The 19144-nt window shown below is 58.5% G+C and carries 17 protein-coding genes and 1 pseudogene; 4 read left to right on the plus strand and 14 right to left on the minus strand.

What is annotated here, in order from left to right:
* Positions 1-5: 5 nt before the first annotated feature.
* From Q0O19_RS00475 to Q0O19_RS00530, 12 genes and pseudogenes are all read right to left on the minus strand, one after another.
* Positions 6-2387 (minus strand): xanthine dehydrogenase family protein molybdopterin-binding subunit, encoded by a 2382-nt coding sequence (locus tag Q0O19_RS00475; RefSeq protein ID WP_295518845.1) that lies wholly within the window; start codon positions 2385-2387, stop codon positions 6-8.
* Between the two features lie 11 nt (positions 2388-2398).
* Complete coding sequence (locus Q0O19_RS00480; RefSeq protein ID WP_295518850.1) at positions 2399-2866, minus strand: (2Fe-2S)-binding protein; 468 nt, start codon at positions 2864-2866, stop codon at positions 2399-2401.
* 112 nt (positions 2867-2978) lie between these two features.
* On the minus strand, positions 2979-3776 hold the full coding sequence (locus Q0O19_RS00485) for an extracellular solute-binding protein (protein WP_295518992.1): 798 nt from the start codon (positions 3774-3776) through the stop codon (positions 2979-2981).
* Positions 3777-3790: 14 nt separating this feature from the next.
* The gene (locus Q0O19_RS00490; RefSeq protein WP_295518852.1) at positions 3791-4513 is read right to left on the minus strand and encodes an ATP-binding cassette domain-containing protein; all 723 of its coding nucleotides are present in this window, start codon (positions 4511-4513) and stop codon (positions 3791-3793) included.
* A pseudogene (locus Q0O19_RS00495) lies at positions 4510-5253 on the minus strand (ABC transporter permease). The gene Q0O19_RS00490 and the pseudogene Q0O19_RS00495 overlap by 4 nt, the downstream one beginning before the upstream one ends.
* 130 nt (positions 5254-5383) lie before the next feature.
* Positions 5384-7183, minus strand: a complete 1800-nt coding sequence (locus Q0O19_RS00500) for a TRAP transporter large permease subunit (protein ID WP_295518855.1) — start codon at positions 7181-7183, stop codon at positions 5384-5386.
* Entirely contained in the window at positions 7183-7782 is a 600-nt protein-coding gene (locus Q0O19_RS00505) for a TRAP transporter small permease subunit (protein WP_295518858.1), read from the minus strand. The genes Q0O19_RS00500 and Q0O19_RS00505 overlap by 1 nt, the downstream gene beginning before the upstream one ends.
* Positions 7783-7910: 128 nt before the next feature.
* Positions 7911-9035 carry a substrate-binding domain-containing protein gene (locus Q0O19_RS00510; protein ID WP_295518861.1) on the minus strand — a complete coding sequence of 375 codons (1125 nt, stop codon included), beginning with the start codon at positions 9033-9035 and terminating at the stop codon, positions 7911-7913.
* Between the two features lie 90 nt (positions 9036-9125).
* Positions 9126-10205 (minus strand): TRAP transporter substrate-binding protein, encoded by a 1080-nt coding sequence (dctP, locus tag Q0O19_RS00515; protein WP_295518863.1) that lies wholly within the window; start codon positions 10203-10205, stop codon positions 9126-9128.
* A gap of 153 nt (positions 10206-10358) precedes the next feature.
* Positions 10359-12236, minus strand: coding sequence for a 1-deoxy-D-xylulose-5-phosphate synthase (gene dxs / locus Q0O19_RS00520; RefSeq protein ID WP_295518866.1), 1878 nt, complete (start codon positions 12234-12236; stop codon positions 10359-10361).
* Between the two features lie 3 nt (positions 12237-12239).
* Positions 12240-13118: a polyprenyl synthetase family protein gene (locus Q0O19_RS00525; RefSeq protein WP_295518995.1), complete on the minus strand. Its 879-nt coding sequence runs from the start codon at positions 13116-13118 to the stop codon at positions 12240-12242.
* 23 nt (positions 13119-13141) lie between these two features.
* Positions 13142-13396 (minus strand): exodeoxyribonuclease VII small subunit, encoded by a 255-nt coding sequence (locus Q0O19_RS00530; RefSeq protein ID WP_295518868.1) that lies wholly within the window; start codon positions 13394-13396, stop codon positions 13142-13144.
* A gap of 256 nt (positions 13397-13652) precedes the next feature.
* Between Q0O19_RS00530 and Q0O19_RS00535 the strand changes: the two genes are divergently transcribed.
* The 3 genes from Q0O19_RS00535 to Q0O19_RS00545 are packed head-to-tail and all read left to right on the plus strand — an operon-like array spanning position 13653 to position 16555.
* Complete coding sequence (locus tag Q0O19_RS00535) at positions 13653-14780, plus strand: aromatic ring-hydroxylating dioxygenase subunit alpha (protein ID WP_295518871.1); 1128 nt, start codon at positions 13653-13655, stop codon at positions 14778-14780.
* A gap of 13 nt (positions 14781-14793) precedes the next feature.
* Complete coding sequence (locus Q0O19_RS00540; protein WP_295518873.1) at positions 14794-15681, plus strand: DMT family transporter; 888 nt, start codon at positions 14794-14796, stop codon at positions 15679-15681.
* A gap of 16 nt (positions 15682-15697) precedes the next feature.
* Positions 15698-16555, plus strand: a complete 858-nt coding sequence (locus tag Q0O19_RS00545; protein ID WP_295518875.1) for a sulfurtransferase — start codon at positions 15698-15700, stop codon at positions 16553-16555.
* 11 nt (positions 16556-16566) lie between these two features.
* On the opposite strand, the gene Q0O19_RS00550 is transcribed toward Q0O19_RS00545, so the two are convergent.
* Positions 16567-17379, minus strand: a complete 813-nt coding sequence (locus Q0O19_RS00550; RefSeq protein WP_295518878.1) for a ZIP family metal transporter — start codon at positions 17377-17379, stop codon at positions 16567-16569.
* Between the two features lie 96 nt (positions 17380-17475).
* Entirely contained in the window at positions 17476-18372 is an 897-nt protein-coding gene (locus Q0O19_RS00555; RefSeq protein WP_295518881.1) for a dienelactone hydrolase family protein, read from the minus strand.
* Positions 18373-18464: 92 nt separating this feature from the next.
* Here Q0O19_RS00555 and Q0O19_RS00560 point away from each other — a divergent pair, with 92 nt between their 5' ends.
* Positions 18465-19142 carry a glutathione S-transferase gene (locus tag Q0O19_RS00560; protein ID WP_295518884.1) on the plus strand — a complete coding sequence of 226 codons (678 nt, stop codon included), beginning with the start codon at positions 18465-18467 and terminating at the stop codon, positions 19140-19142.
* The last annotated feature ends 2 nt before the right edge of the window (positions 19143-19144 follow it).

Raw genomic sequence — 19144 nt, forward strand, 5'->3', positions numbered from 1 at the left:
ATTCCTCAGGCTTTGGCTTGTTGAATGGCGGTCCACACCCGGTTCGGGCTGGCGGGCATGTCCAGGTCTTTCACACCCAGAGGTGCCAAGGCGTCGAGCACGGCGTTCATCACCGCAGGTGGCGAGCCAATGGCGCCGGCTTCGCCGCAACCTTTGGTGCCCAAGGGGTTGGTGGTGCAAGGGGTGCACACATGGCCGATGGTGAAGTTGGGGAAATCGTCGGCACGTGGCATGGTGTAGTCCATGAACGAACCCGTCACGAGTTGTCCCGTCTCGCGGTCGTACACGCAGTGTTCCATCAGCGCCTGTCCGATACCTTGAACCAAACCACCGTGCACTTGGCCTTCAACGATCATCGGGTTGATGATGGTGCCAAAGTCATCCACAGCGGTGAAACGGTCCAAACGAACGACACCTGTTTCAGGGTCAATCTCCACCTCGCAAATGTAGGTACCCGCAGGGAAAGTGAAGTTGGTCGGGTCGTAGAAGGCGGTCTCGTTCAAACCCGGCTCCAATTTGTCGAGCGGATAGTTGTGCGGCACATAGGCGGTCAGCGCAACTTGGCCAAACGTGACCATTTTGTCGGTGCCCTTGACCTTGAACTCACCACCGGCGAAGTCGATGTCGGCATCACTGGCTTCCATCAGGTGGGCTGCGATCTTCTTGGCTTTGGCTTCAATTTTGTCCAGTGCGCGCATGATGGCAGCACCGCCCACCGAGATGGACCGCGAGCCATAAGTGCCCATGCCGAAGGGGACCCGACCGGTGTCGCCGTGCACGATGTCCACCTGCTCCGGCGAGAGGCCCAAGCGTGCGGCCACCACCTGTGCAAACGTGGTTTCGTGGCCCTGGCCATGGCTGTGTGAACCGGTGAAAACGGTCACGCTGCCCGTGGGGTGGACGCGTACTTCGCCGCACTCGAACAGACCTGCTCGCGCACCCAAAGCACCCGCCACATTCGAAGGGGCCAGACCGCAAGCCTCGATGTAGCTGGAGTAACCCAGGCCACGCAACATGCCTTTGGCTTTGGATTGGGCTTTGCGTTGTTCCAAGCCCGCCACGTCGGCCAATTCATTGGCTTGTTTCAGGCACGCATGGAAGTCACCCGTGTCGTACTGCAAGGCCACCGGCGTCTGGTAAGGGAACTCGGTGATGAAATTGCGACGGCGAATTTCGTCTTGAGACAGGCCCATTTCCCAAGCGGCTCGAGACACGATGCGCTCCAGCAAATAAGTAGCCTCTGGGCGGCCTGCACCTCGGTAGGCATCGACGGGCGCTGTGTTGGTGAACCAGGAATCCACCTCCACATAGACCTGCGGCGTCTTGTACTGACCCGCCAACAGCGTGGCGTAAAGAATGGTCGGCACTGCGGTCGAGAAGGTCGAGAGGTAGGCCCCCAGATTGGCATCGGTGTGGACACGGAAGCCCAAAAACTTGCCATCTTTGTCCATGGCCAGCTCCGCATGGCTGACGTGGTCGCGGCCATGGGCGTCAGACAGGAAAGCCTCTGAGCGGTCGCAATTCCACTTGATGGGTCGGTTGAGCTTTTTAGAAGCCCAGGTCAGGCACACATCTTCCGCGTAGAGGTAAATCTTGGCCCCAAAGCCGCCACCCACATCGGGCGCAATCACACGCACTTTGTGTTCTGGCAGGCCCATCACAAACGCCGTCATCAGCAGTCGCTCGACGTGTGGGTTCTGGTTGGACACATAGAGGGTGTAGTCATCTCCCGCCCGGTTGTAGTGTCCGATGGCCGCACGCGGCTCCATCGGGTTGGGTGCCAGGCGGTTGTTGACCAGGTCAAGCTTGGTCACATGCGCTGCATTGGCAAATGTGGCATCGACGACCGCCTTGTCACCAATGGCCCACTTGTAGCACTGGTTGTTGGGGGCTATGTCGTGAATCACAGGCGCACCCGGGGCTTGCGCATCGCGCACATCCACCACGGCCGCCAAAGGCTCGTAATCCACCATCACCAGTTCAGCAGCATCGCGGGCTTGCTCGTAGGTTTCGGCCACGACCATGGCCACATGGTCGCCCACATAGCGCACTTTTTCGAAAGCCAAAATCGGATGAGGCGGCTCTTTCATGGGCTCGCCGTTGGTGCTGGTGATCAACCAGCCGCAAGGCAAACCGTTGATCTTGTCTGCGGCCACATCTTGGCCATCCAAAATACCGATCACGCCCGGCGCGGCCAAGGCTGCGGTTTTGTCGATGCTGCGGATCTTGGCGTGCGCATGGGGTGAACGGACAAAATAGCACTGGGCCATGTTGGCCAGCACGATGTCGTCGGTGTATTGGCCTGCGCCCGTCAGAAAACGGTAGTCTTCCTTGCGGCGGAGGGATTCCCCAATGTGGGGCAGGTTGGCGAAATCAGAAGCACCCATGTTCGATCTCCTTAAGACTTCATAGCCGCTGCACCCTGCAGAACGGACTTGACAATGTTTTGATAACCGGTGCAGCGGCAAATATTGCCCTCGAGTGCTTCACGCACCTCTTGTTCGCCTGCATCGGGCTGACGCTTGCAAAGGTCGAGCGCGCTCATGACCATGCCAGGGGTGCAGAAACCGCACTGCAGTCCGTGGCACTCTTTAAAGGCCGCTTGCATGGGGTGCATGGTGCCGTCGGTGGCCGCCAAGCCCTCGATGGTCTCCACATCGCTGCCAACAGCCTGTGCCAACAGCATGTTGCAGGACTTGACTGCTTTGCCATTCATGAGCACGGTGCAGGCGCCACATTGGGCCGTATCGCACCCGACGTGTGTTCCCGTGAGTTTGAGTTGCTCGCGCAACGCTTGAACCAGCAGCGTGTTCGGCGCTGCATCCACCACAACGGGTTTGCCGTTGACCTTGAGTTGAACCTGCATTCGTGTCTCCTGTTAAAGGGGTTTCATTGAATATTTCAACATGCGTAGGTGAGGGCTTCCATGGGTGAAAGCCCTAGGTTTTGGTCGAAAATCAAGCCAGCCTTGGGACGCATCACTTGCCCGCGTTCGGAAAAAACAGTTGCTCGCCGCCAATTTTGTAATCGGCAATCACGCCCTGCCCTGCGGCCGAGGTGATCCAGTCCACAAACTTCTGCGCATCGGCCTGTTTGACATGCGCATGCTTGGCGGGGTTGACCACCATCACTCCGTACTGGTTGAACAAGCGGTTGTCGCCCTCCACCAAGATGGCCAAATCGGCGCGGTTCTTGAAATTGAGCCAAGTGGCACGGTCGGCCAGCACATAAGCGCCAGAAGAGGCCGCGATGTTCAGGGCTGGGCCCATGCCACAGCCGCATTCTTTGTAGCCACTGCCCTTTTTCTCTGAGAGGTTGGCCGTTTTCCAAAAACGCAACTCGGCTGCATGCGTGCCGCTCTTGTCACCGCGCGAAACAAAGGACGCGTTACCGGCAGACAGTTTGGCCAAGGCCGCCACGATGTCTTTGCCCTTGGTGGCTGACGGATCGGCCTTGGGGCCAATCAGCACAAAGTCGTTGTACATGACCGGCAGACGCTTGAGGCCAAATCCATCGGCGACAAACTTTTCTTCGGCCACCTGGTCGTGCACGAACACCACATCGGCGTCACCGCGGCGCGCCATGTCCAGCGCCTGGCCTGTGCCCAGTGCCACCACTTTCACGTCCAGCCCGCTGGCTTTTTTGAAGGCAGGCAGCAAGTGGGCGAACAAGCCCGATTGTTCCGTCGATGTGGTGGACGACATCACGATCGATTGGGCTTGCGCCCAGACCGAGGTGCTGGCCAAAACGGCGCACACCAGGGCGCGACGGGTCATGGAAGTTTTGAAAGTCATGAAAGTTCTCCTTGAACAAAAGCATGGGCTGCAGGGCTGAGCTCAACCAGCAGAACGGGGTTGAAAAAATCAGAAACAGGCAGATCGGCCAAAACGCGGCCGAACTCCAAATAAATCACGCGGGTAGCCAGGCGCTTGACCTGCCCCAGGTTGTGGCTGGCCCAGACCAAGGTCATGGGTCGCTCTTGGCTGCAGGCCCATTCGGTCATCAGGGCTTCGACTTCGCGTTTGGCATGGGGGTCGAGACTGGCGGTGGGCTCGTCCAGCAGCAGCACATCGGGCTGACGTGCCCAAGCCCGGGCCAAGGCCAAGCGCTGCTGCTGCCCGCCCGACAACTGGCGGCCGTTTTGCTGGGCCACAGACTGCAAACCCACGCGCTGCAAGGCTTGCAGACCCAGCACTTTGGCAGCGGACCACTTCAGGCCCCGTTCACGGTCCAGCCACAAGCCCAGGGCGACGTTGTTCAAAGCGGACATGCGCAACAGATGCGGCCTTTGAAAAAGCATGGCCTGGCGAACGCCCGGCGCTTGCAGCACTAGCCCTTGCTCAACGGGCACCAAACCATGCAAGGTGCGAAGCGCCGTGCTTTTGCCCGAGCCATTGGCTCCCACCAATGCCACCCGTTCGCCCGACACGATGCGAAAACTCACGTCCGTCAGAGCCGATTGAGCACCCAGTTGCACATGCACGGCATCCAAGCCGATCTGGACGGCCGTCATGCGCGCACCGCATTCAAGCCCACACCCGTCACAGGCCGTGCATGCAGCCGCTCAGCCCACAGGCGAAGCCCGGCCACCAGCGCATTGAGCAGCAAGACCACCACCAGCAAGACCATGCCCAGCCCCAGCGCCAGCGGCAAATCGCCCTTGCTGGTTTCCAGCGCAATGGCCGTGGTCATAACGCGGGTGAAACCGTCGATGTTGCCACCCACGATCATCACCGCGCCGACCTCCGAGATGGCGCGGCCAAATGCCGTGACGCCAATGGTCAAGAGTGCCAATCGTTCGTCCCAGGCCAACAACAAACTGCGCAACCAAGGGCCCGCGCCGAGCGACGCCCACTGCTAGCCATGCTGGCGCTCCACGTCTTCTACCACTTGGCGGGTCAACGCCGTGACCACCGGCACCACCAAAATGAACTGGGCCAACACCATGGCCTGAAAACTGAACATCCAACCCAAAAAACCCAAGGGTCCGGTGCGCGAAAGCAGCAAATACACCACCAGGCCCACCACCACCGAGGGCAATGCCAGCAAAGTGTTGAGCCCCAGCAACACAGCCCCTCGGCCCCGAAAACGCGACACCGCGAGCCAGGACCCCATTGCCACGCCCACACCATAAGCCAGCAGGCAGGCCGTGGCACTGACTGCCAAAGACCGGGCGACGACCCGCCACAGGGTGGGATCCCAAGAAGTGACAAGATTCAGCGCGGTCAAGACGCTGTCGGTGAAGGTGTTCATAAGGCGCACTGCATGCTAAGTGACAAGCCCCTGGCCCAGCATGAGGGGTGTCCACTATGAAAAAATTTGCATAGGCCTGCGCCATGAAAAAAGCCCGGCGTACCGGGCTCTTCATGGGGGCGACAAAAATTTACTTCTTGCCAGCCTTCATCTCGGCTTCCAAGGCCTTGGCGGGGTCCTGTTCAGCCGACTCATCTGTCGCAGGTTTCATGTCGTCCATGTTCACCACATCGTCTTTGTCAGTTTCTTGACCTGCTTGGTCGGCCATTTGCTCAAACGCCGCATCGGCATCGATCTTGACACCCTCCTTGAGACCGCCTGTCACCAGGTTGGGGAAGACGATGATGGCCGCCACCATGATCAACTGCAAAACAATGAACGCGATCGAGCCTTTGTAGATTTCAGAGGTCTTCACCGAGGGAATATTTTCCCCCGTGATGCGGTCCTTGTAATCGTTTTTAGGCGCCACGCTGCGCAAATAGAACAGGGCAAAGCCAAACGGCGGCGTCAAGAACGAGGTCTGCAAGTTCATCGCCACGATCACCCCAAACCAGATCATGGCTTGGTCGGCGGTCATGCCGGGTACCAAACCGGGCAAGATTTTTTCGGCCACGGGGGCCAGGATCGGGATCACGATGAAGGCGATTTCAAAGAAATCGATGAAACAACCCAAGATGAAAATCAGGATGTTCACCACGATCAAGAAACCGATCGCGCCGCCGGGCATGTCCAAGAACAGGTGCTCCACCCAGATGTGGCCATCGGCCGCATTGAAGGTGAAGCTGAAGACGGTGGAGCCGATCAGAATGAACAGCACGAAAGACGCCAGCTTGGCCGTGTTTTCCAGTGCTTGGTTCATCAGCTTTTTATCCAGGCGCTTTCTGCTCACCGCCAAGATCAAAGCACCCAAAGCGCCCATCGCGCCGCCTTCTGTGGGGGTCGCGACACCCAAGAAGATGGTGCCCAACACCAAAAAAATCAGGATCAGGGGTGGCATCAGCACAAAGGTCACTTGCTCGGCCAAGCGCGACAGCAAACCCATGCTGGTGATCCGATTCACGATGGCCAAGGCCAAAGCCACGAGGGATGCGACGGTCAAGGACATGATGACCATTTCATCGCCGGGCGACTCTTGGGTGCGGTCGAGCCAAGCGGTCATGATGGCATCGTGGGACGAAGCCCATGCAAAACCAACCACCGTGCACACAACCAAAAGGAACATCAAGGACACATGACCCGATTTGCCATTGGCCTCGCGGTAGATCCGGGCTTCGGGCGGCAAGGCGGGGACCATGGCGGGCTTGAAAATCGCCACCACCACGATGAACAAGATGTACAGCCCCACCAGCAACAGACCGGGCACCAAAGCACCTGCGTACATGTCACCCACCGAACGGCCCAGTTGGTCGGCCAAGACGATCAACACCAACGAAGGGGGGATAGCTTGCGCCAAAGTGCCCGAAGCCGTGATGGTTCCGGTCGCAATGACACGGCTGTAGCCGTAGCGCAGCATGATGGGCAGAGAAATCAAGCCCATGGAAATCACGGCTGCTGCCACCACGCCGGTGGTGGCAGCCAGCAAGGCCCCCACCAAAATCACCGCGATGGCCACGCCACCACGCACTGGGCCAAACACCTGGCCCACCGTCTCCAGCAAGTCCTCGGCCATGCCGGATTTTTGCAAGATGATGCCCATGAAGGTGAAAAACGGAATGGCCAGCAAGGTATCGTTTTGCATGATGCCGAAAATACGCAGCGGCAAGGCCTGGAACAAGGAGGGCGGGAACAGCCCAGCCTCCATGCCAATGAAACCAAAACCTAAGCCACAAGCAGCCAGCGCGAAAGCCACCGGAAACCCGGTCAGCAGCAGCACAAACAAACCGGCAAACATGATGGGCACAAAGTTCTGTGCCAAAAAAGTCGCTTCCATCAACGTGCTCCCTGCGCTTGCTGCGCGATTTTTTCAAGTTCCAGCAGTTCTTTTTCTTCGTCTGACATGGTGTCTTCAGAGGACAGGGGGTCTTCGCCCGTACCGGTCAAGTAAGAAAGACGCTTGATCAACTCGGAAACACCTTGCAACATCAGCAAGCCAAAACCCAGGGGCACCAAGGCGTACACCGGCCAGCGGATCAGACCGCCCGCGTTAGAAGACATTTCACCGGAGTTGAAGGCCTGCACAAACAAAGGCCAGGACAGGTAAATGCACAAGAAACAAAACGGGAACAGGGCCAACAAGATGCCACCCACATCGATCCAATTGCGGGCACGCGCCGTCAACATGGTCGAAATAAAGTCAATGCGCACATGGGCGTTTTTGAGGAAGCCGTAGCCGGCACCCAACAAGAACACGGCGGCAAACAGGTACCACTGGATTTCCAGCAGGCCGTTGGAGCTGACATTGAAGGCTTTGCGGACAATGGCATTGCCAGCGCTGACAAGGGTCACAATCAAAATCAGCCAGGTGGTGAATTTACCCACCCCCTTGTTCAAACGGTCAATGCCGCTTGATAGTTGCAATAAAGATGACATCTGAACTCCAAAAAACTTGCGCGATTGTAAGTCTGTGTTGGCGGGTTCCGGGATCAAGCCCCAAAAACTAAAGTTGATATATTTGATGCTCGGCATGAATGCCGTTCAAACGGCCCAACCGGCACCGATCAAGCGGCCGCGCCGTGCCTTGAAGACCTGAATTGCCACCAAGGGAGCATGCTGCGCAAAGACTGCACCTGACCGGTCTGGGGTGTCGGACTGTACCCGCCCAGACCCTGCAGCCTGGCTTGCCAGGTCGCACTGGCCAACAAGCGACGCAGCTGCACGACGGGTGGGGTGTCGAGTGCCGAGGCCAAGCACACCAGCCAATAATGCTCTTGGTGCAGGGGCACAAAATCAAGGCCATGGGCATGGGCGGCGTGGGCGATGCCCAGACCCGCATCGGCCTGACCCGCCGCGATGCGCGCGGCCACAGCTGAATGGGAGTTTTCTTCTTGCCCATAGCCCTGTAGAGCCGAGGCCAGCAGGCCTCTTTCCTCCAAACACTGGTCCAGCAATAAACGGGTGCCGGTTCCACTGCTGCGGTTCACAAAGCGCAAACCCGCTTGGAACAGATCGACCCAGTCCTGCAAGCCCAGGGGGTTCCCTTTGGCGACCATCAGCCCCTGCGATCGCTTGGCAAAACCGATCAATTTGTGCTGACCCGTTTTGAGCAAGGGCTTGTAAGTGCGTGCAACCAAGGACTCGGCGTCGGGTTGCCAAGGCGCATGAAAGCCGGCCACATGGCATCGCCCCTCGTTCAAGGCGCGAATCGCGTCCACACTGCCACAAAACCTCAAGTCCAAGTGCAAAGCTGTGGCTGCGGCCTCTTCGCGCAGCAAGTCCATGGCCGCGTCATGGCTAGCAAAGACCGGCAGGGCCAAGTGGGCAGGGTCAAATGCCACCGCAAATGTTTTTTCAAGGTCGGCATGCAGTGCGCTAATTTGGGGCAGTAACCGAGCCTGCGCTTGACGCTCTGCCCAAAGCAACTTGTCGGCAAACCCGGTGAGCCTGGCTGCCTTGCCCTTTTCCCAAAGGATTAAGGGCTGGCCCAGCCGCTGCTCCCAGCGCTTGAGCTCACCCCAAACATGGCGGTAAGACAAGCCCAAAGACTTGGCGGCACCCCCGATCGAGCCGGCATCGCGCACCGCTTGCAACAAGTCCATCAGCGGGTTGCGCAGCGGACTTTGGCGGTTGCGCACAGGTTCAGCGCCTATGGGTGCCCATTGATAAGAAAACTCGATGTGTTGCATGGAGTCGAGTTTGCACGACGACTTGGTGAAAGGGACAAGTTCATGAAAAAAGGCCCCGAGGGGCCTCTTTGAATCGATCGCGCCAGACGCTTACAGCTTGGCCGATTGCATGTAGCGATCGAATGTGGCTTCCGTGAAACGGAACCACTGGTTCTGGTCCTTGCGGAAAGCAGCGTAGTCGTCGTAGATTTTTTTCCAGTTGGGGTTGGTCTCGCGCAGCTCTTCGTACAGGCCCATGGACTGCTTGAAAGCCTCATCCATCACCACCTTGGGGAAAGGCAAGAGCTTGACGCCACCGGCCACCAAACGCTTGAGCGCCGCAGGGTTGCGATTGTCGTATTTGGCTTGCATGTTGACGTGAGCGTAAGAAGCAGCCGCTTCCACGATGGCCTTGTTCTCTGCCGACAGGCTGTTGAAAGCCGCCTTGTTGATGAAGAAGTCCAGCTGTGCGCCGCCTTCCCAGAAACCTGGGTAGTAGTAGTTTTTGGCAACTTTTTGGAAGCCGAGCTTCTCGTCGTCGTAAGGACCGACCCACTCAACGGCGTCAATCGTGCCTTTTTCAAGGGCTTGGTAAATCTCGCCACCGGGGATGTTCTGGGGCACAGCGCCCATGCGGGTCATGACCTTGCCAGCGAAACCGCCGACGCGGAACTTCAGGCCCTTGATGTCGGCCATGGTCTTGATTTCCTTGCGGAACCAGCCACCCATTTGGGCGCCTGTGTTACCACCAGGGAAGTTCACGATGTTGTACTTGTCGTAGAACTCGCGGAACAGCTTCATGCCGTTGCCGTCATAGAACCACGAGGTCAACTGGCGGCTGTTCAGGCCAAACGGAATGGCTGTACCCAAGGCAAAGGTGTCGTCCTTGCCAAAAAAGTAGTAAGGGGCTGTGTGGGCGATTTCGACGGTGCCTTGCTGCACGCCGTCCACCACACCAAAAGCGGGCATCAACTCGCCAGCAGCGTGGGTAGTGACCACAAATTTGCCACCCGACATGGCATTGACTTGGGCCGCGAACACATCGGCGGAGCCGAAAATGGTGTCCAAGGCTTTGGGGAAGCTGGAAGCGAGACGCCAGCGAATGGCGGCCTGTGCGTGAACTGCTGGTGCAGCACCAGCAGCCAAAACGCCAGCAATACCGGCGTTTTTGATTACGGAACGACGATCCATAGAGGACTCCTGTTGATAGTGAAAGACACACCCGAGACTGTGGGGCATTGACTCTTGGGTCAATGTGTATTGTATGAAGTTGAAACACACCCACTCACAAGGGTTTACCCTTTTTGCGGATTCAAACGACAGATTTTGGGGCGGTACGGAAGGTCAAAAAGCGATGTGGGCGTGACCTTGGTCGTCAGTTGGCCAACGGCGGGTGATGGCATTCGTGATGCCCACAGCGTCCAGCCCCTGCAAAGCCAGCAATTTGGCCGGGTCGCCGTGCTCGATGAACACATCCGGCAAACCCAAGTGCAACACTGGGCGGATGATCTGCAGTTGCTGCAAGGCCTCTGCCACCGCGCTGCCTGCGCCGCCCATGATGCAGCCCTCCTCCACCGTGACCAAGCGCTCGTGGGTTTGGGCAATTTGGGCCAACAAGTCCACATCGAGCGGCTTGACCCAGCGCATGTTGACCACCGTGGCATTGAGTTTTTCTGCGGCTTCCAGGGCCGGGGCCAGCAAGGTGCCAAAGGCCAAAATGGCCAATTTTTCACCTTCACGGCGCACATCGCCTTTGCCAAATGGCAAGGGCTCCAAGTCCCTTCCCGGTAACGCGCCCACGCCCGCGCCGCGAGGGTAGCGCACCACCACCGGGTGGTTTTGCGCATAGGCGGTGCTGAGCAACTGGCGGCATTCGCGTTCATCGGCCGGACAAGCCAGGCTCATGTTGGGGATACAGCGCACGTAAGCGATGTCGTAAGCGCCCGCGTGGGTGGCCCCGTCGGCCCCCACCAAGCCTGCGCGGTCCAAGGCAAACACCACCGGCAGGTTTTGCAGCGCCACATCGTGGATCAGTTGGTCGTAGCCGCGTTGCAAAAAAGTGGAATAAATGGCCACCACGGGCTTGAGCCCTTCACAGGCCATGCCGGCGGCAAAGGTGACCGCGTGTTGCTCGGCAATGCCCACATCGTAATAACGCTTGGGGAAGCGTTGATGGAACGCCACCATGCCCGAGCCCTCGCGCATGGCCGGAGTGATGCCCACCAAACGCAGGTCTTTCTCGGCCATGTCGCACAACCACTGACCAAAGACTTGTGTGAAGGTGGTTTTGGCCGGGTTGGCCGCAGGCACCAGGCCCACAGTCGGGTCAAACTTACCCGGGCCGTGGTAGGCCACCGGATCGGCCTCCGCTTTGTCGTAGCCCTGGCCTTTTTTGGTAACCACATGCAAAAACTGCGGCCCCTCCAAATGCTTGATGTTCTCCAGCGTCGGAATCAGCGAATCCAGATCGTGCCCATCGATGGGGCCGATGTAATTGAACCCAAATTTTTCAAACAAGGTCGCAGGCACCACCATGCCTTTGGCGTGTTCTTCCAGGCGTTTGGCCAGCTCGAACAGGGGCGGGGCATTTTTCAGCACGTTCTTACCCACATTTTTGGCTGCCGAGTAAAAGCGCCCGCTCATCAGTTGCGCCAGATACCGGTTCAAAGCACCCACTGGTGGGCTGATGGACATGTCGTTGTCGTTCAGAATCACCAACAACTTGCATTCTTCAACACCCGCGTTGTTCAGGGCCTCAAAGGCCATGCCGGCTGTCATGGCGCCATCGCCAATCACGGCAATGGCGTGGCGCGACTCACCTTTTTGACGGGCCGCCACGGCCATGCCTAAAGCGGCCGAAATGCTGGTGGAAGAATGGGCTGTGCCAAAGGTGTCGTATTCGCTCTCGTCCCGGCGCGGAAAGCCCGACAAACCTTCGAACTGCCGTAGCGTGGGCATGCGCTCGCGTCGACCGGTCAAAATCTTGTGCGGGTAAGTCTGATGGCCCACGTCCCAGACGATGCGGTCCTCAGGGGTGTTGAACACATAGTGCAAAGCCACCGTCAACTCCACCGTGCCCAGATTGGAGCTCAGGTGACCGCCGGTTTTGGACACGTTGTCCAGCACACATTGACGCAACTCATCGGCCAAACCAGGCAAATCGGTACGGGCTAAGCGTCGCAGGTCAGCAGGTGAATCGATCTTTTCAAGTAGTGCGGTCATAAATCAGTTGTTTCTTTGTACCACCATCACAGCCAAGCCACGCAGGGCAGCCAAACGGTCATCGCTCAAGCCAGTGTCTTCCAAGGCCTGCATGGCATCCGCAGCCAAGGCATCAGCGTAGGCTTTGGCGGCCTCCAATCCCATCAGCGCCACATAGGTGGGCTTGTCAGCGGCCTCGTCTTTGCCAGCGGTCTTGCCCAGTGTGGCCGAATCGGCCGTCACATCCAGCACGTCGTCGACCACCTGGAAGGCCAAACCGAGCGATTCGCCAAAGCGGGCCAAAGCGTTTTGAACGCCTGCGGACACTTGGGGCACGCATGCCACACCCATCTGCACACTGCACAAGAGCAAAGCGCCTGTTTTGAGTCGGTGCATCTGGCGCAACTGCGCTTCATTCAAACGCAAACCCACGCTGGCCAAATCGATCGCCTGACCGCCCGCCATGCCTTGGTAACCCGAAGCCCGGGCCAACAAGGCCACGCAGGAAGCCTGTATGGCTGGGGCCACGCTGTCGTCTTGCGGGGTGAGCATTTCAAAAGCCAGGGTTTGCAAAGCGTCGCCGGCGAGCAAGGCCTGGGCTTGGCCAAATTGAACATGCACCGTGGGTTTTCCACGCCGCAGCACGTCGTTGTCCATGCACGGCATGTCGTCGTGCACCAGCGAGTAAGCATGGATCAACTCGATCGCACAGGCAGCATTCAAAGCAGCAACACCGTTGGGTTCATGCCCCACGGCCTGCGCGCTGGCCAACACGAGCAGAGGCCGCAAACGCTTGCCACCATCCAGCACCGCGTAGCGCATGGCCTCGCCCAAGCCAGCCGCCGAATGGGCCTGGATTCCATCAGACAAAGCAGCCTCAACTCGGTCCAGATGCCACTGCATCCAAGCTTTCAGGTCAAAAGCACTCACGCTCCGCTCCACGGTTTGAGTTGACCGCCATCCAGCACCTGGATCTGGTCTTCCACGGCTTTGAGCTTGTCTCGGCAAAAGGCCAGCAAGGTCGCGCCACGCTGGTAGCCGCTGAGCAGCTGGTCCAAGGGCATTTGGCCCGACTCCAGTTGGCCCACCAACAATTCCAGCTCAGACAAAGCCGCCTCATAGTTGACAGGCAAAAACGCATCGGTCGCGTCAGCGTGGTCAGTTTTGGCAGCCTTGGACATGAGATTTTCCGCAAAAACACCAATTTTAGGCTTTATGCCTTGACTCGGCTGACCCAGCCACCATGAGGCCTTTGCGAATCATAAGGGACGGTTTTTTACCCGCTGCTTCGCCTCGAGGCGCCGGTTCGCAGGGCCTGCGGGTTAGAATCGCGCCTCATCGGCAGTCTTTCCCCTGTCATTTTTTTGTGTTGTTTTCTTCGAATTCCGCACTATTTTCCTGCCCCTTCATAGGGGGAGTCTCTAGGTCAGGTCACCCATGTCTGATTTAAGTCTTCAACTGCAGCAGGCCGCAAGCCAACTACCAGTTTCCACTTATTTCGATGAAGCGCTTTTTCAGCGCGAATTGAACACGCTCTTCCGGCAAGGACCACGCTATGTGGGCCATCAGTTGGCTGTGCCCAACCCGGGCGATTATTTTGCCTTGCCCCACGAAGCCGAAGGACGTGCCCTGGTGCGCAACGCCCAAGGTGGGGTCGAGCTCATCTCCAACGTTTGCAGGCACCGCCAAGCGGTCATGCTCAATGGCCGAGGCAACCTGAACACGCAGCAAAAAGGCAGCGCGGGTGGCAACATCGTTTGCCCCCTGCACCGCTGGACCTATTCGCCCGATGGTGCGCTGCTGGGCGCCCCGCATTTCGCGCAAGACCCCTGCCTGAACTTGAACAACTACAAGCTCCAGGAGTGGAACGGCCTGCTTTTTGAAGACAACGGCCGCGACATTGCAGGCGATCTGGCGGACATGGGCCCCCGATCAGAGCTGGATTTCACGGGTTACGCCCTGGACCGGGTGGAACTGCACGAGTGCAACTACAACTGGAAAACCTTCATCGAGGTGTACCTCGAGGACTACCACGTCGGCCCTTTCCACCCCGGTCTGGGGCAATTTGTGACCTGCGATGACCTGAGCTGGGAGTTCAAAGAGCACTACTCGGTGCAAACCGTGGGGGTGTCGGGGGGCTTTGACAAGCCCGGCTCAGACACTTACAAAAAGTGGCATGAAGTGCTGCTCAAATACCGCAAGGGCCAGTTGCCTGAACGCGGCGCGATCTGGTTGACGTATTACCCGCACATCATGGTCGAGTGGTACCCCCATGTTCTGACCGTGTCCACATTGCACCCGATCAGCCCGAACAAAACCCTGAACAGGGTCGAGTTCTATTACCCCGAAGAAATCGTGGCCTTCGAGCGCGAATTTGTCGAAGCCCAACAGGCTGCCTACATGGAGACCTGCACCGAAGACGACGAAATTGCCGAACGCATGGATGCAGGCCGCAAAGCGCTGCTGGCTCGCGGCGACAACGAAGTCGGCCCTTACCAAAGCCCGATGGAAGATGGCATGCAGCACTTTCATGAGTGGTACCGCCGCCAATTGAGCGCCACCTGAACCGAAGGCAACCATGCAAGCCTCCTGGATGATCCTGGCATCCTTGTTTTTCTCCATGATGGGGGTTTGCATCAAATACGCATCGGTCCACTTCCACACTTCTGAGCTGGTTTTTTTCCGGGGTCTGATCGGCGTGGTGTTCATGGCCAGCCTCTGCCGGTTAAAAGGTGTGACTTTGCGAACGCATATTCCCATGATGCATGTCTGGCGCTCGGTGGTGGGCGTCACTTCGCTGGCCGCCTGGTTTTATGCCATTGCCCACCTGCCTCTGGCCACCGCCATAACGCTCAATTACATGAGCGGCATCTGGGTGGCGGTTTTTCTGGTGGGTGGCACCCTGGTCATGGGCAAACTGCAAGACGCGACCCGACAAGGGCCCATCGTGCTGACGGTGATCGCAGGTTTTGGCGGTGTCATTTTGTTGCTGCGCCCCACCATCGAACAAGACCAATTGTTTGCCGGCATCGTCGGCCTGCTGTCGGGCCTGATCGCGGCTTTGGCTTACATGCAGGTGGCTGCTTTGGGACGTCTGAACGAGCCCGAAGCACGCACTGTCTTTTATTTTTCTGTCGGCACCGCCGTGGTGGGCGCCGCGTTGATGATGGTCAAGGGCATGAGTCCTTGGGTTTGGCCCAGCGTGCTGTGGTTGCTGCCCATTGGCGTGCTGGCCGCGCTGGGCCAGTTGTGCATGACCAACGCCTACAGCCGGGGCTCAACCTTGGTCGTGGCGAACCTGCAGTATTCGGGCATCGTCTTTGGTGCATTGTTCAGCCTGATCCTGTTTGGCGACCAGATCCCACTTATGGGCTGGTTGGGCATGGCCCTCATCATGGCCAGCGGCATCGCCTCGACCGTGCTGCGCAACCGTACACTGCCCAGTGCCCCTGCTGAAGAACACTGAACCTTGGAGACACGCCATGTACCCCCTGCTGATCGATGCCCCCCAATTGAAAACCTTGCAACACCTGGGCACCCCCTGCGCTGTGTTTGACTGCAGTTTTGATCTGATGAAACCTGAGTTGGCGGGCGGGTTGTTTACAGCCGAGCGCATCGCTGGCGCACTTCCTGCCGACTTGGACAAAAACCTGAGCACACACGAGGCGGGCCTGGCTGTGAATGGTGGTCGCCACCCTTTGCCGCAGCGCGAAGCCGTGGCCCGGTGGCTGGGCAGTCTGGGTGTGCACAACGGCATGCAGATCGTGGTGTATGACCGAAACAAAAGCCAGTACTGCGGTCGTTTGTGGTGGATGCTCAAATGGTTGGGGCACGAGGCCGTGGCCGTGCTCGACGGCGGCTTGCAAGCCTGGAAAGACGCAGGTGGAAGCACCGACTCGGGCCCCTTCACGCGCCCTGAGCCTGCGCAATTCGAACTGAAAGCACCGCTGCGCCAGCTGGTGCTCACCAAAATGGTTGCAGCCCACTTGGGTCAGCCCGCACAAACCGTGGTCGATGCCCGCGCCGGAGCCCGTTACCGGGGCGAAGTGGAACCGCTGGACCCCGTGGCGGGGCACATTCCTGGCGCTTTGAACCGGCCATTCACCGACAATTTCACCGAAGACGGTCGATTCAAAAGCCCGCAACAGCTCAAAGCGGAATGGACCGAAGTGCTCGCGGGCCGCCCGGCCAGCAGTGTGGTGCACCACTGCGGCAGTGGCGTGACCGCCGTGCCCAATGTGTTGGCAATGGAGTTGGCCGGTTTCGGCCCCACCGCTTTGTATGCCGGCAGCTGGAGTGAATGGTGCCGTACCCCCGGCTTGCCATGCGCCAAGGGTTAAAGCCCCTCAACTCAGTGGCTGTGACCTGCCAAGGCGCTGATCACGACCACCATGCCCATGCCAGCACCCAGCCAAAAAATTTGGGATGCGGTTTCTCGGGCAGACAAACGTTTTTGCAGCTGCGGTATCAAGTCTGCCAAAGCCACATAGACAAAACTGCTGCTGGCCACAACCAGGAAAAATGGCAACAAGTCTTGTAAAGCATCGACCAGCACATAGCCCACCGCCCCACCTAAAGCGGTGATGGCCCCGGCCATCGACACCTTGACGATCGCCGCACGGCGACTGCTGCTGCCTTGGCGTAAAACAGCCAGATCGCCCATGTGGTGAGGCACTTCGTGCGCCAAGACCGCCAGCGAAGCAATCACCCCCAAACGCATGTCGGCCATGAAGGCCGAGGCGATCAGGATGCCATCGCCAAAACAATGCACACTGTCGCCTGCCAAAATCGCCCATTGCCCACGGGACGGCTCACTGGGGTCAACGCCATGGGTGGCGTGCTCGTGGCCATGGTGATTATGGTGATCATGGGGGCCATGGTCGTGTCCGTGTTCATGGCCGTGGTGCCAAAGTTCTGCCTTGTCGAGCAAGAAAAAGAACACCAGACCCATCAAAAGTGTCAAAAACAACTGTTGTGCACCGACTTCACTTTCAAAGGCCTCGGGCAACAAATGCAAAAACGATGTGGCCATCAAGGCCCCTGCGGCCAAGCTCAGCATGTGCTGTGTGTATCGGCTCAAGATGCCAAAACTCAGCCAGGCCGCCAACCAAACGCTGCCAATGCCCGCCACCAAGGTGCCCACCAAAATCGCCAAAAAAGTCATCATGTTTCCCGGAGTGCCCTGCACCCCAAAACAAACCGCCCCGAAGGGCGGTTTTAAGTTCTTACGTCCCAAAGGACGGTCAATGCATCCCCATCATCAGGCCACGCCGTTACGCTGCAACCAGGCCAGCAAGCGCTGCCAGCCATCGTCTGCCGCCGCTTTGCGGTAACTGGGACGGTAATCGGCATGGAAAGCATGAGGGGCCTCAGGATAAACCACAAACTCGCTGGCTTTGGCCGCTGCTGACCCTTGGGCCAATTCAGCCTTCATCTTATCAACCGTGTCAAGGGGGATGCCAGTGTCCGCCGCGCCGTACAAACCCAGCACCGGAGCCTTCAGGCTGCCCACCAAAGCCAGCGGGTGCGCGGGCGTCTGCGCCGTGGTGTTGCCGACCAGGCGCCCATACCAGGCCACGCCCGCTTTGATCTTGGGCTGATGCGCCGCATACAGCCAAGTGATGCGCCCACCCCAGCAAAAACCGGTGATGGCCAGTTTGTCGGTGTTGCCACCCTGGGCTGCGGCCCAAGCCACCGTGGCATCCAGATCGCCCATGACCTGCGCATCGGGCACTTTGGCGATGATTTCGGCTTGCAGCTTGGCGAGTTCGCCGTATTCGTTGGGGTCGCCCTGGCGCACAAAGAGCTCTGGCGCAATGGCCAAATACCCGGCATGGGCCAAACGGCGCGTGACGTCGGCAATGTACTCGTGCACCCCAAAAATCTCGGAGATCACCAGCACCACCGGCAAACCGGTCTTGCCCGCAGGGGCGCTGCGGTAAGCGGGCATCTTGAAGCCATTCACATCGATGGTCACTTCACCAGAAACCAGGCCCTCCGCACGGGTTTTGATCGCTGTTTGCGCCATAAGGGGCATGGCCGCAGCGGCATAACCCACACCCAAAGCCGCTTTCAAAGCCGTACGTCGGGTGGCCACAGCGTCTCCCGGGTGTCCGCCCAGCAGGGCTTGCGTGTCTTCGATCCAATCGTTGTTCATGTCAGCGCTCCAACATCATTGCGTTCAAAAAAGAAATCATCTTGGCACAAGGGCCTATTTATGGCCAGACCCAGCCCCCTTAAACTGCCCCCATGCCCAACACAGCAAGCCCTGTTTTGTATTCCTTTCGCCGCTGCCCTTATGCCATGCGGGCCCGTTTGGCCTTGCAAGTGAGCCAAGTGGCCTACGAACACCGGGAAATCGTGCTGAAAAACAAGCCCGCGCACATGTTGGCCTTGTCCCCCAAAGGCACCGTGCCGGTGCTTTGGCTTTCTGATGCCAGTGGCGCCAGGGTACTGGATCAAAGTCTGGACATCATGCTTTGGGCACTGGCCCAACATGACCCCTTGGGTTGGCTGCCGACGTCTCCAGAGGAAATGAGTTCTGCTTTGGCATGGGTTGCCTTGAACGACGGGCGCTTCAAACAGCAGCTGGACCGCTACAAATACCCCCTTCGGTTTGGCCTGAACTCAGGCACTCAGGACCGGGACTTGGGCAGTGATTTTCTTTGGCAAATCAACACGCATCTGCAGAAAAATGACTTTCTGACCGGCGCCCGATGGGGCCTGACCGATGCCGCGCTGGCACCTTTTGTCAGACAGTTTGCACATGTCGACCCTGTGTGGTTCGCCTCGCAAGCGTGGTCTGCATTGCGTGTTTGGCTAGAGAACTTCGAAAACTCTCCCGGCTTTCTGAAGGCCATGCAAAAAATTGACCTGTGGCGAGCCGATAAATTTCATGGCGAAGCCTTTCAACCTGGAGACACCTGAAT

Source organism: Limnohabitans sp. Rim8, from assembly GCF_945869175.1.
Lineage (GTDB): Bacteria > Pseudomonadota > Gammaproteobacteria > Burkholderiales > Burkholderiaceae_C > Limnohabitans_A.

Excerpts from the sequence above, each read along its gene's own strand:
- Q0O19_RS00555 (WP_295518881.1), bottom strand. The coding sequence starts at position 18,372 with ATGAACAACGATTGGATCGAAGACACGCAAGCCCTGCTGGGCGGACAC.
- Q0O19_RS00510 (WP_295518861.1), bottom strand. The coding sequence starts at position 9,035 with ATGCAACACATCGAGTTTTCTTATCAATGGGCACCCATAGGCGCTGAA.
- Q0O19_RS00490 (WP_295518852.1), bottom strand. The coding sequence starts at position 4,513 with ATGACGGCCGTCCAGATCGGCTTGGATGCCGTGCATGTGCAACTGGGT.
- Q0O19_RS00545 (WP_295518875.1), top strand. The coding sequence starts at position 15,698 with ATGTACCCCCTGCTGATCGATGCCCCCCAATTGAAAACCTTGCAACAC.
- Q0O19_RS00550 (WP_295518878.1), bottom strand. The coding sequence starts at position 17,379 with ATGACTTTTTTGGCGATTTTGGTGGGCACCTTGGTGGCGGGCATTGGC.
- dxs (WP_295518866.1), bottom strand. The coding sequence starts at position 12,236 with ATGACCGCACTACTTGAAAAGATCGATTCACCTGCTGACCTGCGACGC.
- Q0O19_RS00560 (WP_295518884.1), top strand. The coding sequence starts at position 18,465 with ATGCCCAACACAGCAAGCCCTGTTTTGTATTCCTTTCGCCGCTGCCCT.
- Q0O19_RS00505 (WP_295518858.1), bottom strand. The coding sequence starts at position 7,782 with ATGTCATCTTTATTGCAACTATCAAGCGGCATTGACCGTTTGAACAAG.
- Q0O19_RS00540 (WP_295518873.1), top strand. The coding sequence starts at position 14,794 with ATGCAAGCCTCCTGGATGATCCTGGCATCCTTGTTTTTCTCCATGATG.
- Q0O19_RS00500 (WP_295518855.1), bottom strand. The coding sequence starts at position 7,183 with ATGGAAGCGACTTTTTTGGCACAGAACTTTGTGCCCATCATGTTTGCC.
- Q0O19_RS00480 (WP_295518850.1), bottom strand. The coding sequence starts at position 2,866 with ATGCAGGTTCAACTCAAGGTCAACGGCAAACCCGTTGTGGTGGATGCA.
- dctP (WP_295518863.1), bottom strand. The coding sequence starts at position 10,205 with ATGGATCGTCGTTCCGTAATCAAAAACGCCGGTATTGCTGGCGTTTTG.
- Q0O19_RS00530 (WP_295518868.1), bottom strand. The coding sequence starts at position 13,396 with ATGTCCAAGGCTGCCAAAACTGACCACGCTGACGCGACCGATGCGTTT.
- Q0O19_RS00485 (WP_295518992.1), bottom strand. The coding sequence starts at position 3,776 with ATGACCCGTCGCGCCCTGGTGTGCGCCGTTTTGGCCAGCACCTCGGTC.
- Q0O19_RS00525 (WP_295518995.1), bottom strand. The coding sequence starts at position 13,118 with ATGCAGTGGCATCTGGACCGAGTTGAGGCTGCTTTGTCTGATGGAATC.
- Q0O19_RS00475 (WP_295518845.1), bottom strand. The coding sequence starts at position 2,387 with ATGGGTGCTTCTGATTTCGCCAACCTGCCCCACATTGGGGAATCCCTC.
- Q0O19_RS00535 (WP_295518871.1), top strand. The coding sequence starts at position 13,653 with ATGTCTGATTTAAGTCTTCAACTGCAGCAGGCCGCAAGCCAACTACCA.